A 14,041-nucleotide genomic window follows, 5' to 3' on the forward strand; every position below is an offset into this window, starting at 1 on the left:
GTCTAGGCCGGAGCCGACGCGCGGGTCAGTGGCGCTCAGCCTTGACGAAACCGAAGCTGCCGAGGCTCACATTCATGAGCGGTGAAGGTCGCGCTTCTCACTCTTAAGTATTACAGTGGGCGCACACATGAAGCCGCATACCATCTTCCTCTCATCCGTCTTGTGGTGCGGTGTGGCGGGGTGTTGGGCGGGGGCGCAGGCGGACCCCTTTCAGCGGACGGCCCCAGCCCAGTCTCTTCCCAACCTGCGCCCCGGTACGTCCCCCGCTCCGGCGGCGGCCGCGACGCCCCGCCCAACAGCGGCTACAGCGGTCACGGCGCCGACCCAGACCGAGGCCACCTTCGGCACCCCACGTACCAGCAGCGACGGGTCGCAGACACGGGTGGTGTTCGACCTGACGCCGGGCGTGACCTATACGCTCAACCCGACCTTCGGGGGGCTGCGGCTGGACGTGAAGGGTGCCCGCGTGATGCCCGCCATGACCACCCGGCTGGGGGCCAGCGTGAGCGAGTACCGGGCCGGAAACAGCTCGGTCACCCTGTTCACTCCCTTTCCGCTCTCGCTGACAGACGGTTGGCGGGCCTCGGAGGCGACGCTGGCCTCCGGGTCGCGGGTCTTGATTCTGGAGTTCGGGCCGACCCTGTCGGGGGGGGCGAGCGCGTCGTTGAAGGCGCTGGTCCGCACGGCGACCACGCCCGCCGCGCCCCCGCTGACGCTCACAGCTACCCCGCCCGTGCCCAAGGCGCTGGCCGAACAACTGCCGCCCGGCGACGCGATTGCTCCCGCGAACCGGGCGGCGCTGCCGTCGCCCCCTGCCCTGCCCGGCCACGATCCGGGCAAGCCCAGTGCCCTGACGGGCCGGGTCAGCCCTGGGGCGGCGGCAGGCACGGCGCTGGGCGCTCCCCGCGTGGGCAAGAATCCGGGCCTGACCCGCATCGTGCTGGACCTGCCGCCCGGCGCCACCTACCGCCTGATTCCCGGCGGGGTGGGCCTGCGGGTGGAATTGACCGGGGTCACGGCGGCGGCCCTGAGCGCCCAGAATGTCAGCCCCGAGGTGCGCGGCTGGCGCTACGAGCCGGGCACGAACGGGGTCACGGTGACGCTGCTGACCGGCACGCCGCTGACCGAGCGCAGCGGCTGGCGGGCGCTGCTGGTGCCGCCGCTGGAGGGCAGCGCCCTCTCGCGGCTGGCGATCGACCTCTCCCCCGCGCTCGCAAACCTGACGCCGCTGACTCCGCGCGAGAAAGTGGTCGCGGCGGTTCCACCCACCCCGGTGAGCCGGGGCACGGCGCTGCTGGCCCTCAGCACCAGCCTCGTGCAGCCGCGCGTGGTGATCGACGCCGGGCACGGGGGCAAGGACCCCGGCGCGGTCGGCTCGGTCGTCGAGAAGCAGGTCACACTGGACGTGGCGCTGCGGGTGCGCGAGCTGCTGCGGGCGGCGGGCGTGGACGTGGTGCTGACCCGCGACAGCGACCGCGAATTGCATCCCACCAAGAGCACCGACCTCGACCTGCGGGCCGGGGTGGGCCGGGCGGCGGGCACCCAACTGTTCGTGAGCATCCACGTCAACGCGATGGACGCCAGCACCGCCCTGCGCGGCTACGGCATCGAGACGTGGTGGAACGGCAACCACCCGCTGTCGAGTTCGCTGGCGGGCCTGCTGCAGCAGCATATGGTGGAGGCGACCGGCGCCTACTCGCGGGGCCTGCGCAGCAACCGCTCGCTCGCCGTGCTGCGCGAGAGCCGCATTCCCGCCGCCCTGGTCGAGATCGGCTATACCAGCCACCCGGTCGACGGCCTGAACCTCAAGGACACCAACTACCTCGACCGGGTGGCGCTCGGCATCGCGCAGGGCATCCGCGCCGCGCTGGTGGGGGGCGTCTCGGCCAGCGGCCCAATCGGCGGGAACTAGGCCCCAAATGCGAGGGACACCGCCAGCCGCGCGGTGTCCCTCCTTTTTTCTTTTTTGCTGCTCAGTCGCGTTCGCGTTCGCGCTCGGCATTGAGCTGCGCCTGAAGCTGGGCCTGGCGCTGGCGCACGTAGTCCTGATGAAAGCGGGGCTCGTCCATCAGCTCGGTGCCCACCGTGAGCTTGCCGGTGGCGAGTTCGCGCATCGCCTGCGTGACGAGGTTGCGGGTGCGGACCCGCTGCTCGACGGGCAGCACGCTGGGCGCCCCCGAGCGCAGTTGCAGCGCCCGCTTGGCGGTGACGACCGACAGGCGGTACTTGCTGTCGGTCAGGGAAAGAAGCTTGTCGATATCCTGTTCGGCCATGTGAAGAACCCCTTTCATCCGGCGTCCGTCCTGGTCTGGGCGGAAGAAACCGGGCATCCGGCCTGCCCCTGGTGGGCGGGCATACTCAGCCGCTCAGTCTAGCCCACCGGAGCGGGACAGGGGCAGCAGAGGGCCACGCTTTCTACATCCAGCTCCCAGTGCCGGTCGCCGCAGAGGCCAGGGGTCCTCTGGCGCCCCGGAGGCGTGGGGAGCTTGCCTTTCCAACAGCTCTGCCGCGCCCCCTCTTGACAGACTGCGCGGAAAGGTGACAATGACCTTGTAACCGCTTACAAATGATCCAGGGCCTGCCAAGCCCAGCCGAGCCGTGGCGTTTGTAACCGCTTACAACGGCAGAGGGGAGCGCCGACGATGAAGCCTGTGTCCAGAACACGCCCAACCATCGACGACATCGCGCAGGCGGCCGGAGTCAGCAAGGGCACGGTCAGCCGCGTCCTCAACGGTCACGCCACCGTCGCTGCGCCGACCCGGCAGCGGGTCCAGGAGGTGATGGCCCACCTGGGGTACGTGCCCGACCCGGCGGCCCGGCACCTGAGCTGGCGCACCGGGCGGACGCTGGGACTGTCGTTCGCTTCCGGTGACCCCCTGCTCAGCCCCTACCACGTGCTGTTCCGGCACGCGCTGGAAGAGCACACCGCCTCGCACGGCGTGCAGCTCGTGAACCTGCGGGCGGACCTGACCCGGCTGGCCCGGCTGCCCAGTGCGGTCCTCGTCATGCACGCGACCGGGGACGATCCCCGCCTGAGCCTGCTGCGCGAGCGCGGCGTTCCAGCGGTGCTGATCGGGCACCAGCCTGGATTCTTCTGGGTCGCGCCCGACGACGAGGGCGGGGCGGCGCTGGCGACCGAGCAGCTTCTGCGGGCTGGGCACCGCGACCTGGTCTACCTCGGCGCGGGGGACAGCCAGGTGGCCCAGGACCGCGAGCGGGGCTTCCGGCGGGCGGCGCAAGCGGCGGGCGCCCGCGCCCACGTCATCGAGGCGGACTTCACTGTGCTGGGGGGCTACCGGGCCACCCGCCGGGCCTGGGAGGGAGGCCTGCGCCCGACCGGGCTGTTCGCCCAGAGCGACGAAAGTGCCGCCGGTGCCATCGCTGCCCTGGAGGACCTGGGGCTGCGGGTGCCGGGGGACGTGTCGGTCGTGGGCTTCGACGGCCTGCCCGAATTGCCACTGCCCATCCGCCTCACCACCGTCGCGCAGGACATCGGGCGCATCGCCCGCACCGCGCTCTCCCTCGTGCAGGAGGCCACCTCGGGGCGCCCCCCCCGTGGCGAAGTCGTTCCCGTTCACCTCGTGCCCGGCGCGACGGTCGCTCCCGCCCCCGCGCCCCCCCCCGGAGGAACCCCATGAACCGAGCCCTTTGCCTGACCCTCGGCCTCGCCCTGCTCGCCTCCACGGCCGCCGCGCAGACCGCGACCCGTACCATCAAGATCAACGGCTACGGCGGCACCGATCAGGCGCTCGTCAACGACCTGATCAACCGCTTCGTGCGCCCCGTGATGGCCCGCGAGGGGGTCACGGTGACCTACCAGCCGCTGCAGGGCGACTACAACCAGCAGCTCAGCACCCTGCTCGCCGCTGGAACCGCCGGGGACGTGATGTACCTCCCCGCCGAGACGCTTGACGGCTTCGTGGCGACCCGCAAGATCCTGGCGCTCAACGGGGTGGTGAACACCAGCCCCTTTATCAAGAGCCTGAACACGGCCTTTACGCGCAATGGGCGCCTGTACGCCGTCGCCAAGGACTTCAACACCCTGACGATGGTGTACAACCGCGATCTGTTCGACGAGGCGAAGGTCGCCTATCCCAACAACAATGACACCTGGACCAGCCTGGCGACCAAGCTGCGGCAGGTCAAGCAGCGGCTGGGCAACGACTATTACGGGACCTGCCTGCCGCCCAACTTCGACCGCTTCGGGGCCTTCGCCTACGCGACCGGCTGGCAGCAGTTTGGGAGCAATGGCCGGACCAACCTCGCCGACCCGCGCTTCGCGGAAGCCTTTAACTGGTACACCGGACTGGCGCGGGACAAGGTCGGCGTGACCCCCAGCGAACTCTCGGCGGGCTGGGGCGGCGACTGCCTGAAGTCCGGCAAGGTCGCGGTCGTTTTCGAGGGCGGCTGGATCGTGAACTTCCTGCGCGACACCGCCCCCAACCTGCGCTACGGCACCGCGCTGATGCCCAAGAACAACAAGACCGGCCAGCGCGGCAACCTGCTGTACACCGTGGGCTGGGCGATCAACGCCGGGACCAAGAACCGGGCCGCCGCCGTCAAGGTCCTGAACCTGCTGACGAGTGCCCAGGCCCAGCAGTACGTGCTGGAGCAGGGCCTGGCGATTCCCAGCCGCTCCTCGCTGACTAACAACGCCTATTTCAAGAAGACCGATCCCGGCGCCCAGAATGCCCGCCTCGTCTTTGCCGGGGCCGACGACGGCAACGTCCGCGCCTTTACCTTCGGGCCGCAGGGACCCGACTGGGCCAAGCCCATCAACGAGGCCCTCGCCGCCGTCCTGAGCGGGCAGCGCAGCGCCGCCGACGCGCTGAAAAAGGCGCAGGCGGACATGACCACCTTCCAGCGCCGCTAGAGGCTCTCAGGGGAGCCGGGCCACTCTAAACAGGGGCGCCCGGCTTTCCCGGACCCCCCGGAAGGAGGCGTGCCCATGTTCCGACGAGGCCAAGTCACGGCGACCGCCTACCTCTTTCTCGCGCCCTTCCTGATCACGAGCGCGGTCTTTTTCTTCTACGCCTTCGGGCGGGCGATCTATTACTCCTTTACCGACTTCAACCTGTTCAACACGCCGCAGGTGATCGGGCCGCAGCCCTACGCGCAGGTGCTGGCCGACCCGTCTTTCCGGCGGGCGCTTGCCAACAGCCTGGTGTTCGCGGTGGTGACCACAACCCTTCAGACCGTCTTTGCCCTCTTGATGTCGGTCGCGCTGAACAACCGGCTGCGTGGCATGGCCTTTTTCCGCGCGGCGTGGTACATGCCGTCCATCACCAGCAGCGTGGTGATCACGCTGATCTTCCTGTGGCTCTTTCAGCGCCGGGGGGTCGCCAACTACCTGATCACCCAGTGGCAGGCGTACCAGCCCCTGATCTTGACCTTCGTGATCGGTTTGATCGTCGCTCAGGTCATTCAGGTGCTGCTCGAGCGCCGCGCCGGGCACCCCGCCGGGTGGTTCGACCCCGCGCTGGCCGCCGTGAGTGCGCTGGGGGCGGGGGTGGTCACGGCGGCCCTGGTGTTCCTGGGGGTGATCGGGGTGCGGGAGGTGCCGCCCTTCGACTACCAGTACTTCGCGGACAAGTGGATCACGCTGGGCGGCGTGCGGGTGCTGAGCATCCCCTTGCTGGTGGTGGTCATCCAGAACACCTTCACCACGGTGCCCACGCTGATGCTGTTTTTCCTGGCGGGACTTCAGAACATCCCCGGAGCGCTCTACGAGGCCGCCGACATCGACGGGGCCACGCCCTGGCAGAAGCTGATCAACGTGACGGTGCCCAACCTGCGGCCGGTGACCTTTTACGTGGTGACGGTGGGCCTGATCGGCACCATGCAGATGTTCGACCAGGTGGCGGTGATCGGCTCCGCCGCGCCGCGCGACACGCTGATCACCCTGGCCTATTACGTGTACACCAACACCTTCCAGGCGGGCACGGCTCCGGTGAACATGGCGTCGGCGGCGGCGATCATCCTCGCGCTGATCATCCTGGCGATGGTGTTCGTGCAGCGCCGCTTCTTCCCCTCGGAGGTGCGCTGATGAACACCGCAACGGTCAGGAGGCGACCATGACCGTCCTTCCCGCACCGCGCCGCGCCCGCGTGGCCGACACCGGCGAGCGCTGGCTGGCCCGCCGCCGCTGGGCACGGGCCGCGTGGCTCTACGCCTTCATGCTGGTCATGAGCTTCTTTTTCCTGGGACCCTTCCTGATGGGCGTGCTGAGCAGTTTCAAGGACGACCCCAACGAGTACCCGCCCCGGCTAATCATCCCGCAGCTCAGCGCCCAGTACATCGGCGCGGCTTACGACCTGGGCGTGCAGGGCGGCGGCGGGGGCTGGCAGGGCGGGCTGTATCCGGGCCGCACGGTCACCTTTGATGTGCAGGTGCGCTCGCCGGGGGGCACGCCGCCGACGCCGCCTGCCGCCGCGCTGTTTCCGTACCAGCCGGTCAGCCTGGTGAGCATTGCCCGCTTTGCGCAAGCCCGCGACTTTGCCCGGCTCTCGCTCACGCCGACAGGCACGAGCGGCGACGTGCGCTCCTACCGGGTGACGGTGGAGTACCCGGCGCTGACCCAGCAAGCCGGGCGAGTCGTGACCGGGCAACTCGGCGCCCCCGGCGACCGCCTCACCGCGACCCTGGAGGATGGCCGGACGGTGCCCCTCACACTGGATACCCCCGAGGCCCAGGCAGTGCAGTACACCCTGTCGCAGTACCAGCCGGTCGAGGTGGTCGAGCGGGGCGGGACTTACTTCCTGCGGGGGCCTATCTTCGAGCGCACGCCCCTCCAGATCGACGTGCAGCGCGGGCAGGCGGTGGTGGAAGGGACGCTGCCGCCCTCCGACGAGCAGAACTTCGGGCGGTCGCTGGCCTACCGCAACGTGACGCCGGGCATCCTGGGCTACACCTTCAACAACTACCGCCGCGCCTTCAACGAGACGGCCAACCCCGCGACCGGGCGCAGCCTCTTTTTCACCTGGATGCTGAACACCTTTTTCTATGCCTTCCTGCGCGTCGCGGCGGCCATCGTCTTTTGCTCGCTGGCGGGGTACGCGCTGGCGCGGCTGCACTTTCCCGGCAAGACACTGATCTTCCTGGCCTTCGTGCTGTTCGCGCAGATGGTGCCTGCCCAGGTCAATCTGGTGAGCAACTACGTGCTGCTCAACGACCTGGGGCTGCTCAACCTCTGGGGGCTGTGGTTCAACGGGCTGGTCGCGGCGGCGGGCGTCTTCCTGATGAAGCAGTTTTTCGAGGGCATGCCGCGTGAACTCGAGGAATCGGCGGCCATTGACGGCGCCGGTCCCTTCACGACCTTCTGGCGGGTGATGCTGCCGCAGGCGGGTCCAGCCCTGGTCGCGCTGGCGATCACCCAGTTTCAGGGGGCCTGGAACGACTTCTTCTGGCCGCTGGTGATCCTGCGCGAGAACACCAGCTTCACCCTGACGGTCGGCCTGTCGAACTTCCGCGAGCTGTACGGCGGGCAGGGCGACTACGGCCTGATCCTGGCGGGCGCGGTCCTCAGCGCGATTCCGGTCATCATCGTGTTCGTGATCTTTCAGCGCTACTTCGTGGACACCGGAGCCGACAGTGCCGTCAAGGGCTGAGGCTTCCTCCCTCTCATTTCCCGCTCCCACCCCTGAAAGAGGCCCATGCTGAGCACCCGCACCGTCCTGAAGGACAACGACCTGTACCTCGTCGGCGACCAGCAGCATCAGGTCGCCCAGGGCGAGAGTGGCCTCTACCGCCGCGACACCCGCTTTCTGTGCCGCTACGAGTGGCGGCTCGGCGGCGAGCGCCCGCAGCCCCTGGTGCAGCATGAGCGCTGGCCCTTCTGGCTGCACGAGCAGTCGGCCAACGCGGACGTGGGCTACACCATGCACGTCGGGATCACCCGCGACCTGACCCTCACCGGGACCGAGGTGCGCGACCGCCTGCGGATCACCCTGTACCAGCCGGGCACCCATCGCCTGAGCCTGCGCCTGGGTGCCGATTTCGCCGACATGTTCGAGGTACGCGGCTGGCCGGGCGGTGTCGGCCCCCGTGAGGTCGGAACCCGCCCGGTGCCGGGAGGGGTCGAGTTCGCCTATACCGCCGGGGACGGCCTGCGCTGCCGCGCCTTGGTGCAGGCGACTCCCGAACCCACCTGGGACGGCGAGGCGCTGAACTGGGAGCTGGATCAGGACACCGACGTGCAGGTCAGCGTCTTTCTTCTCCAGGGGGACGAGGTGCCCACGGCAGGGGACCCGGACGCCCTGGCCCGCGAGTACGCCGCCCTGCCCGTGCCCCTGACCCTGCCCGATCCCCGCGACCAGCGGGTGCTGGAGCGCAGCGTGCAGGACCTGCGCAGCCTGAGCTTTCAGACGGAGGCGGGTCCCTTTCCGGCGGCGGGTCTGCCCTGGTTCGTGGCTCCCTTCGGGCGCGACAGCCTGATCATCGCCCTGCTGACCCACCGGCACCTCCCCGACCTCGCCGTGACGGTCGCCCGGTACCTCGCGGCCCGGCAGGGCACCAACCTTGATCCCGTCACCCTGGAGCAGCCCGGCAAGATCCTGCACGAGGAACGGACCGGCGAACTCACCCGGCTGGGCCGCACCCCGCACCGCCCCTACTACGCGACCGCCGACGCCACGCCCCTCTTCGTGTGGCTGGTGGGCGAACTCAGCCGGGAGCGCCCCGAACTCGCGGCCGAGCTGCGCCCCCACTGGGAGGCGGCCCTGACCTGGCTGACCACCTTCGGCGACCCCGACGGGGACGGCCTGATCGAGTACACCCCCGACCCCGGCGGCATCACCAACGCGGTCTGGAAAGACAGCGGCGACTCCACCTTCACTGAGGACGGGGAGGATGTCAGCGGCCACGTCGCGGTGATCGAGGTGCAGGGCTACGCCTACGCCGCCTTCCTCGCCGCCGCCCGGATGTACCGGGACCTGGGCGAGTCCGGGCGTGCCCTGGAGTGGGAAGCCCGCGCCGCCACCCTGCAAGACACCTTTCAGCGGGCCTTCTGGTGGCCCGAGCGCGGCTATTACGTCCACGGCCTGAATGGGGACAAGCGGCCCCTGCGGGTCCTCGTCTCCAACCCGGCCCACACGCTCTGGACCGGCATCATCCCGCCCGAGTTCGCGCCGACAGTCGCCCGCACCGCGCTGGGCGAGGAGCTGTGGAGCGGCTGGGGGATTCGCACTCTGGGGGTGCGCGAGCCGCGCTACAACCCGGTCTCGTACCACAATGGCAGCGTGTGGCCGCACGACACCGCCGCCGCCGCCCTAGGTTTCGAGCGCTACGGCCTGCACGCGGAGGCGGCCCAGATCGCCCGCGCCCTGTTCGACGTGGCCCGCTGGGCACCGGACCACCGCCTCAGCGAGCTACTGGCGGGCTTTCCCCGTGACGGTGGCCCGCCGGTGCCCTACCCGGCCGCCTGCCACCCCCAGGGGTGGGACGCCGCAATTCCGCTCGCGCTCGCGCACCTGCTGCCGGGAAGCACCGGGAAAGAGGCTGTGCAGGGAAGCAGGCAGGAGCAACCCGAGTTCCACGAATGGCGTAAATAGGTCGGGGGGCCGGGGGGTTCACGTAACACAGGGAGGCTGGATGCCCCCCGTTCCTACAGGACCTCGGGGCTTGTGGGACGGGATGGACCCCACCGCAGCACGAGGAGCCGCGAGAGGCAGGTGGCCTCCTTGGGGTGGGAGGCGGGTGTTGGCCTCCCTGAAGCGAAATGAAACCCGGCTGTCCCAGGAAGGTCGAGTCATTGGCCGCCGATTCTTCGCCCAGCCGCGCCGCTTCCAGTCCTCCGCGCCGTCCTCCTCCCTGTGATCGAGATTGACTGTTCCTCCCTATAGTTCACCTGATTTTGGAGGGGGGGGGTCATAGGCGGCCGCTGTGGGGACCGCAGGGGGCATCACAGGCAGACAAAAAAAGCTCACCCAGACGTACTGGGTGAACCTGTTTGGAGCCAGAGGTCGGATTTGAACCGACGATCTACTGATTACGAATAGGTCTCGGCCATTTCCGCCCTTTTCCGCTCCCTTCCAAGAACGCCCACCAGAGCGTGTTTTCCACCGGCAGTGTACCGCCAATGACCGCCCCTTTCCAGAGATTTCCACCCCAACTGTGGCAAAACTGTGGCACTTTGGGGCAGGGTGAGGCCCCCGGGAGGAGGCTGGAACGCAGTCCCTCAGGCCCCTTCCCAGGGGTTGACGACCCGAACCTGCGCGGCTTCAAAGTCGGTCACGTTGCGGGTTACGACGGTCAAGCCATGGGTCAAGGCCGTCGCCGCGATCAGCGAGTCCGCGTAGCCCAGCGGCTTACCCGCCGAGATCGCCTGCGCCGTCATGGCCGCCCACATGCGGGCCACCGCCCGGTCAATGGGCAGGATGCGGCCCGTGAACTGCACCTCCACGCCACTCAGGAACTCGCGCAGGGCCGCCCCCCGCCGGGTGTCTCCCAGGCGCAGGATGCCCTGCTCGAGTTCCGCTAGGGTGATGACACTGAGGTAGGTTTCCCCGACGCGGTGCGCTCGCAGCCAGGCCCGGACGCGCTCATCGGGTTGAGGCCGGCTGCGCTCTCTGACGACGTTGGTGTCGAGCAAGTACATCATTCGAGCGTGACGGCAGGAACGGGTGTGCGGTCACGCTCGAAGACGAGTTCTTCCGGTGCGCCCGCCAGCGCGTCGTCCAGGGTCGTCTCGGCCTGGGTCAGGCGCACGAACTCCTGATAGGGAACCACCACGACGGCCTTCTGTCCGCGCCGGGTGACCGTTTGCGGCCCTTCTTTCAGCGCCGCATCCACCAGCTCACTGAAGCGGGCCTTGGCATCTTGCAATTTCCAGGCTTCTTTCATGGTCGCCCTCCTGACCAGTACTGACCAGTCGAGCTGATTCTAAGACCTGCCTGCTGCACGGTGGGTCGTTCCACCATAACGACGCCTTGGGTAGCGCGAGTTCTATGGAAGGGCTGCGGTGCCAGAAGCTCACTGTTCCTACCTCACGCCTACGCTCTGCCAGTTCAGCAGCAGCTCGCGCGCCGCCCCGAGCTCTGTGGCGCCACCAGCGCTCAGCAACTGGTTGAAGCTCTCCTCTGTCAGGCGCTCACGCGCGAGCGCCTGCTCCCGGTCAAGACCCTCCCGGAAATAGGGTGGGACCGGCACGGCGTGCTCCTGTCGGAAGGCGGCGGTGGCGCCCCAGACGCGGGCGGCGACGTCAGGCCCCCCGAGGCGGCTGACGGTCGCTGCCGCCCCCTCCAAGCCGACCAGCAGCGCGATGTAATGCGAGGTTAGAGACAGCATCTGCCGGAAGTGCTCCAGGGCTGTGGGGAAATGTCCCTGCGCATGGGCCACCCGCGTCAGCCCGTGATGGGCGTTCATCATGGTGGCCGTGTCATCCTCGCCCTGCGCTGTGTCCAGGGCCTGCTGAAAGTGAAGCTGGGCCTCCGGCCACGCCTCCTGACCCAGGAGAACGTCTCCCTGGCCTGGGCGCAGCAGGTCCATCTTCTGCCCCACCGAGCCGCGCTCCAGCAGCTGGGCACTTCGTGACAGCCACTTCTGGGCCTCGTCGAGCCTGCCCTGTGCCCTGGCCTGGGACGGCCCGCACTTCCACAGGGCCGCGATCCCCAGCATCAGGTAGGCGAAGCCGAGATCGTGCTGCCGGTTCAGCCTCAGAAATAGGGCCTCCGTCCGCAGGCAAGCCCGCTCGGCCGACGCGTAGTCCCCCAGGGTAAGCAGCGCCTCTGCCTGTAAGAGGGAGGCTCCCCCCTCCAGACTGTCGAACCCGTGAGCCCCCGCGAGGGCCACCCCCCGTTCCAGGTGTGACCGGACGGCAGGGAGGTCATGGAGGTGATTGGCGACCGCACCGAGGTTGACGAGCGCGGCGGCCTGACCATAGGGAAAGTCGGCGTCCGCGGCCACCCGCTCGGCTTCGTGCAGGTGCTCGCGGGCGGCGCTGAAGTCGCCCCCATAGGCGCAGAGCAGGCCCCGTCCACTCAGGGCCTGCGAGAGACACGCCCCGTCTCCCGCCTGCCGCGCCAGCGTGATGGCCTGGTCCAGGGCATGGGTCAGCTCGGGGCCGGGTTGCCCCAGGTTGAGTTGCAACTGGGCGCGGGTCAGCCAGCCCCAGCGTGTGCTGGGGCTGGCAGGATCGCTGGCCCCCTCCAGCAACCGGTCCAGCCTCTCTATGCCGTCCCGCATCAGGCCACGGTTGATCCACTCTCCCGACTGAAAGCGGGTCAGGTCGAGGGCCTGCTCGGCACGGCCGTGACGCTCGGCATAACCCAGGGCCGCCTGGAGGTTCGCGTACTCCTCGCGGCCCCACCCGGCAGACCGTTCCTGACCGCCGGGGCGGCCGCCCCCGTAAAAGTCCGTCCAGGCGTCCAGTGCCCGGCCCGTGAAGTGCGCGGCGTGGGCACGTTCGGCCGCAGCCTCCCGCTCCACGTCCGCCGCGAGCCTCTGCCGGAGGAAGTGCCTCAGCAGCGGGTGCAGGGCGTAGCGCCCGTCTCCCGACACCCGCAGGAAGGCGGCGTCCACCAGCGCCAGCAGGGGGCGCAGCGTGGCCCCGGCGACCGCCGCCGCGTCGAGCCGGGTCAGGCCCCCCGCGAAGACGCTCAAGGCGCTCGCCAGCCGCTGCTGCTCGCCGGACAGCCTGGCCCAGGACTGCTCAAAGACGGTCCTCAGGCCTCGGCGCGCTTTTCCCTCTCCCGCCTCCAGCAGTTCGGGGCCCAGGGCCAGCTCCGCCGCGATCTGTGCGGGGGGAAGCGACCGCACCCACGCCGCCGCGAGTTCGATGCCCAGCGGTGAGCCTTCCAGCCGATCGCAGATTTCGGCGATGACCGGAAGGGTGTCTGGCGTGGGCCGGAAGCGGGCATTGGCCCGCCGCGCCCGGCTCACGAACAGTTGCGCCGCCTCCGAGTCGGGGCCAGCGTGGGCCAGGCCACCCACCGGATAGAGGGTCTCCTGAGGCAGTCCCAGCCGCTCCCTGGACGTGACGAGCAGCTGCAACCCTGGACAGGCGTCCAGCAGCCCGGCCAGCGGTGCCCCCGCCTCTAGGACCTGCTCAAAATTGTCGAGAATCAGCAGCAGCGGCCGAGTCCCGATGCCTTCTTTGAGCAGGTCCAGCGTGCCCTGCGCGAGCGAGGGCTTCAGGCCCAGGGCCAGGGCGACGGCCCCCGGCACGAGGTCCGGTGTGGCGACCGTCTCCAGGGTGACGTAAACGGGGGGCGGCCCTGGGCGCCCCCGGGCGAGTTCCAGGGCCAGCCGGGTCTTGCCGGTTCCACCCGGTCCCAGCAGGGTCAGCAGCCGGGTGTCCGGGTCGTCCAGCAGGGCGTGCAGTTCGCGCAGTTCCTCCTGCCGCCCCACGAAGCTGGTCGGCGGAAGGGGCAGCGCCCCCGGAGGGGAGGGGACCGGGGCCAGGGCCGCAGGCCGCGACGTGACCTCCAGCGGCACCTCCAGTTCCCGGGCCTCCTGCCGCAGCGGGCCAGCCAGTTCGTCTCCGGTCAGGGCTGCGAGCGCGTAGAGGGCCTGCAGCTCCTCGGCGTCGAGGGGCCTGGCACCGGGCAGACGCCACGCCTGCCGGAGCAGGGCCGAGACCTCATCCGACTTCCCCTGCCCGTGCCGTTCAGCCGCCTGGCGGATCAGATGGGTGCGCACCTGTCCGGCCAGGTGCTCGCGCATGGTCAGCCCCCAGTCTTCCAGTTCGGCACTCCAGTCCAGCCGGAGGCCCTCCAGGAAAGCCCCCTGGTAGAGCATGGGCACCTGCTCTGGGGCCGACCGGAAGGCGTGAAGCAGTTCCGAGACGTCTGAGGGGATGCCCAGGTGAAGCTGTCCGCCCTCCTCCCGAATTGCTTCTGGCCACGCCGCCCGAATCTGCGAGAGCGCAAAGCGCAGGTTGCCCGCTGGATCCGAGACGTCCGGCCAGAACAGCTCCCGCAGGTGCGCCCGGCTGCCCCCGCCCTCGGCCGCGAGGTAGGCGAGCAGGAGCAGACTCTTGGGGCGCGAGAAGGTTGTTCCTTCCAGAGCTGGCCCGCCGAAGGTTTTCAGGCGCATATGTCGGCAG

General features: G+C 69.4%; 10 protein-coding genes. 6 read left to right on the forward strand and 4 right to left on the reverse strand.

Going from position 1 to position 14,041, the window contains the following annotated elements; genetic code table 11:
- Positions 1-127: 127 nt before the first annotated feature.
- The gene (locus F8S09_RS06560) at positions 128-1,912 is read left to right on the forward strand and encodes an N-acetylmuramoyl-L-alanine amidase (protein WP_152870375.1); all 1,785 of its coding nucleotides are present in this window, start codon (positions 128-130) and stop codon (positions 1,910-1,912) included.
- Positions 1,913-1,973: 61 nt separating this feature from the next.
- Here the strand turns inward: F8S09_RS06560 and rpoZ are convergent, their stop codons facing one another.
- Positions 1,974-2,273 (reverse strand): DNA-directed RNA polymerase subunit omega, encoded by a 300-nt coding sequence (rpoZ, locus tag F8S09_RS06565; protein WP_152870377.1) that lies wholly within the window; start codon positions 2,271-2,273, stop codon positions 1,974-1,976.
- A 369-nt stretch (positions 2,274-2,642) separates the two neighbouring features.
- Between rpoZ and F8S09_RS06570 the strand changes: the two genes are divergently transcribed.
- From F8S09_RS06570 to F8S09_RS06590, 5 genes are all read left to right on the forward strand, one after another.
- The gene (locus F8S09_RS06570; protein ID WP_152870379.1) at positions 2,643-3,638 is read left to right on the forward strand and encodes a LacI family DNA-binding transcriptional regulator; all 996 of its coding nucleotides are present in this window, start codon (positions 2,643-2,645) and stop codon (positions 3,636-3,638) included.
- Complete coding sequence (locus F8S09_RS06575; RefSeq protein WP_152870381.1) at positions 3,635-4,873, forward strand: extracellular solute-binding protein; 1,239 nt, start codon at positions 3,635-3,637, stop codon at positions 4,871-4,873. The genes F8S09_RS06570 and F8S09_RS06575 overlap by 4 nt, the downstream gene beginning before the upstream one ends.
- A gap of 75 nt (positions 4,874-4,948) precedes the next feature.
- Positions 4,949-6,046 carry a carbohydrate ABC transporter permease gene (locus F8S09_RS06580; RefSeq protein ID WP_152870383.1) on the forward strand — a complete coding sequence of 366 codons (1,098 nt, stop codon included), beginning with the start codon at positions 4,949-4,951 and terminating at the stop codon, positions 6,044-6,046.
- Between the two features lie 28 nt (positions 6,047-6,074).
- Positions 6,075-7,607 (forward strand): carbohydrate ABC transporter permease, encoded by a 1,533-nt coding sequence (locus tag F8S09_RS06585; protein WP_152870385.1) that lies wholly within the window; start codon positions 6,075-6,077, stop codon positions 7,605-7,607.
- Between the two features lie 45 nt (positions 7,608-7,652).
- Positions 7,653-9,548: an amylo-alpha-1,6-glucosidase gene (locus tag F8S09_RS06590; protein WP_152870387.1), complete on the forward strand. Its 1,896-nt coding sequence runs from the start codon at positions 7,653-7,655 to the stop codon at positions 9,546-9,548.
- Positions 9,549-10,174: 626 nt separating this feature from the next.
- Here the strand turns inward: F8S09_RS06590 and F8S09_RS06595 are convergent.
- The 3 genes from F8S09_RS06595 to F8S09_RS06605 all read right to left on the reverse strand — a co-directional run bounded on the left by F8S09_RS06595 (position 10,175) and on the right by F8S09_RS06605 (position 14,031).
- On the reverse strand, positions 10,175-10,594 hold the full coding sequence (locus F8S09_RS06595; RefSeq protein WP_227978544.1) for a type II toxin-antitoxin system VapC family toxin: 420 nt from the start codon (positions 10,592-10,594) through the stop codon (positions 10,175-10,177).
- Positions 10,594-10,839: a type II toxin-antitoxin system Phd/YefM family antitoxin gene (locus F8S09_RS06600; RefSeq protein ID WP_152870391.1), complete on the reverse strand. Its 246-nt coding sequence runs from the start codon at positions 10,837-10,839 to the stop codon at positions 10,594-10,596. The genes F8S09_RS06595 and F8S09_RS06600 overlap by 1 nt, the downstream gene beginning before the upstream one ends.
- 138 nt (positions 10,840-10,977) lie before the next feature.
- Positions 10,978-14,031 (reverse strand): ATP-binding protein, encoded by a 3,054-nt coding sequence (locus F8S09_RS06605; protein ID WP_152870393.1) that lies wholly within the window; start codon positions 14,029-14,031, stop codon positions 10,978-10,980.
- Positions 14,032-14,041: the final 10 nt, after the last annotated feature.

This window comes from Deinococcus terrestris (genome assembly GCF_009377345.1).
GTDB classification, from domain to species: Bacteria; Deinococcota; Deinococci; order Deinococcales; family Deinococcaceae; genus Deinococcus; species Deinococcus terrestris.

What these genes read in the sequence shown, in the direction of transcription:
- F8S09_RS06560 (WP_152870375.1), top strand. Translation starts at nt 128, where the DNA reads ATGAAGCCGCATACCATCTTCCTCTCATCCGTCTTGTGGTGCGGTGTG.
- rpoZ (WP_152870377.1), bottom strand. Translation starts at nt 2,273, where the DNA reads ATGGCCGAACAGGATATCGACAAGCTTCTTTCCCTGACCGACAGCAAG.
- F8S09_RS06570 (WP_152870379.1), top strand. Translation starts at nt 2,643, where the DNA reads ATGAAGCCTGTGTCCAGAACACGCCCAACCATCGACGACATCGCGCAG.
- F8S09_RS06575 (WP_152870381.1), top strand. Translation starts at nt 3,635, where the DNA reads ATGAACCGAGCCCTTTGCCTGACCCTCGGCCTCGCCCTGCTCGCCTCC.
- F8S09_RS06580 (WP_152870383.1), top strand. Translation starts at nt 4,949, where the DNA reads ATGTTCCGACGAGGCCAAGTCACGGCGACCGCCTACCTCTTTCTCGCG.
- F8S09_RS06585 (WP_152870385.1), top strand. Translation starts at nt 6,075, where the DNA reads ATGACCGTCCTTCCCGCACCGCGCCGCGCCCGCGTGGCCGACACCGGC.
- F8S09_RS06590 (WP_152870387.1), top strand. Translation starts at nt 7,653, where the DNA reads ATGCTGAGCACCCGCACCGTCCTGAAGGACAACGACCTGTACCTCGTC.
- F8S09_RS06595 (WP_227978544.1), bottom strand. Translation starts at nt 10,594, where the DNA reads ATGTACTTGCTCGACACCAACGTCGTCAGAGAGCGCAGCCGGCCTCAA.
- F8S09_RS06600 (WP_152870391.1), bottom strand. Translation starts at nt 10,839, where the DNA reads ATGAAAGAAGCCTGGAAATTGCAAGATGCCAAGGCCCGCTTCAGTGAG.
- F8S09_RS06605 (WP_152870393.1), bottom strand. Translation starts at nt 14,031, where the DNA reads ATGCGCCTGAAAACCTTCGGCGGGCCAGCTCTGGAAGGAACAACCTTC.